The organism is Brevundimonas sp. P7753, assembly GCF_013386595.1.
In the GTDB taxonomy this organism is placed as follows: Bacteria; Pseudomonadota; Alphaproteobacteria; order Caulobacterales; family Caulobacteraceae; genus Brevundimonas; species Brevundimonas bullata.
In genome coordinates this window covers 1-1,887 of the sequence record NZ_JACARP010000188.1, presented here as the reverse complement: position 1 = coordinate 1,887, position 1,887 = coordinate 1, and the positions used below count along the sequence as shown (strand labels likewise).

The window sequence follows — 1,887 nt, the reverse complement described above, 5'->3', positions numbered from 1 at the left end:
GGGACAGGCTACCGAGCCGACGCGATCCGTGAAGCTCGGATTGTCGCCGCTGCGTTCGAAGCGGAATGGCGGAAAGTCGAGGCGCATGGCCCATCGGTAATCGTCCCGGCTCGCCCGGTCATTCGGCCAGAGCCTTCTCCTGCGACATCGACGGCACCATCGGAAAAGACGATGCGCGAAGCGTTCGAACTCTTCAGGTCCGATCCTGCGAAGCACCGCACACGGAAGACAGAGCTACATTACCTCAACCTCATGGAGTTGACGGTGGGCCTCTGGGGCGCACAAAGGACCATCCGCTCCATTGATCGCGAGGCGTGCCGCGAGCTTCTCGACACCCTAATTTGGTTGCCGACGAACGCGGAAAAAAAGTTTCCGAAGCTATCGCCTGTCCAAGCGTCTGCGATGGCGAAGGCAACAGGTCTGCCCGGCACGCTCTCCCCCGCTTCGGTCAACGGCTATATGAACAAGTTCCGGGCCGTGATGAATTTCGCGGCGAATGAGGGATGGATCGAGAAGAACCCAGCGAAGGGACTTCAAGTCATCGACCGCGTGCGCCGCCGCGACAAACGTCTGCCTTTCTCCGTTGAGCAGCTTCGGCTGATCTTCGATGCGCCCATCTACCGTGGCTGCGTGGATGACTGGGCGGGCTACTCCACGCCCGGCCACGCGCATCCGCGCCGGGGGCGGTTTTGGGTGCCGCTGATCGCGTTGTTCTCTGGCATGAGGATGAACGAGATTTGCCAGCTTCACGCGGCGGATATCCATCGGCTCGACGGCGTGGACTGCTTCTTCGTGACGGAAGGCCCATCCGATAGTGATAACGGAAAACGGCTCAAAACAGCCGCCAGCGAGCGATTCATTCCCGTTCATCCGACGCTACTCGATCTAGGCTTCATGACTTTCGTCGCAGACCGTCGTGCGGCGGGAGCCGTGCGGCTATTCGGCGAACTTCAGAAGTCGAGCACTGGCTATTACAGCGACCCCTTCTCGAAGTGGTTTCGACGCTTCCTCCAACGCGCCGGAGCGGATCGACCGAAGACCTGCTTCCACTCGTTTCGACACTGCTATCGAGATGCGCTGCGCGAGGCCCGTATCGAACACGAAGTCTCACTCGCCCTTGGGGGTTGGTCGTCCGGGAACGGAAACGAAGGCGGCGAAACCGCCGCTGCTTACGGTCGGGGCTACCGCGCACAAACGCTTTACGAAGCCATGGGTCGGATCGCTTATCCAGACCTCGACCTGTCGCATCTCGTCAGACACGGATGACGAAGATTCGCTTGCTGGCAGTCAACGAAACCATCGCGTCGGTCGTTAGTCGTATATGTTCCAACCCATTCACCGTCTCGCAATCGCCAGTGCCGCAGTAGTCCTTTCTGGATGTTCGAAGGCACCTGAAGCGGCCCCGATCCCGGCGGGCTTCCACCGCTTCGAGGCGGTTGGTCCCTTTTCAGTGGCCATTCCTGATGGAGTCACTCGTCTACCCGTCATAGGCGTGGATACGGAGGTGGACGAGTTCGCAGGGGACGGTCTGCGTCTTGGTTTCTCGTATGGATTATATGGAACAGTGCCCCCTCCACAGGCGGGGTCGATCAACTATTCGACGGGTGACCTTGAGATCGATGGGAGGTCAGGGACGTGGGTCGCCTACGAGCGTAGTCCCGAGCAGGCGGCTGACGCGCTCCCGCACGCATGGGTCGGTGCGGTCACAGAACCTCCTCGCTGGGGGGCGGCTCCTGCGGAGCCTGTCGGCCTGACAATCTATCTATCGTGCCGCACGAAGCAGATTTGCGATCTCGGCCCCAAGGTGGCGGCAACGGTGCGGTTCGAGCGATAGACCTGTCGTTCCACGGATGTCGGCGAGACAGCCTCGGCTCGGTAGCCTGTCCC

The 1,887-nt window shown here is 60.8% G+C and carries 1 protein-coding gene; it reads left to right on the top strand.

Features of this window, described 5'->3' with window-relative positions; all coding sequences use genetic code 11:
* A partial coding sequence (locus HX774_RS18940) for a site-specific integrase (protein ID WP_218650532.1) occupies nt 1–1,266 on the top strand: 1,266 nt, incomplete at its 5' end.
* Nucleotides 1,267–1,887 lie beyond the last annotated feature (621 nt).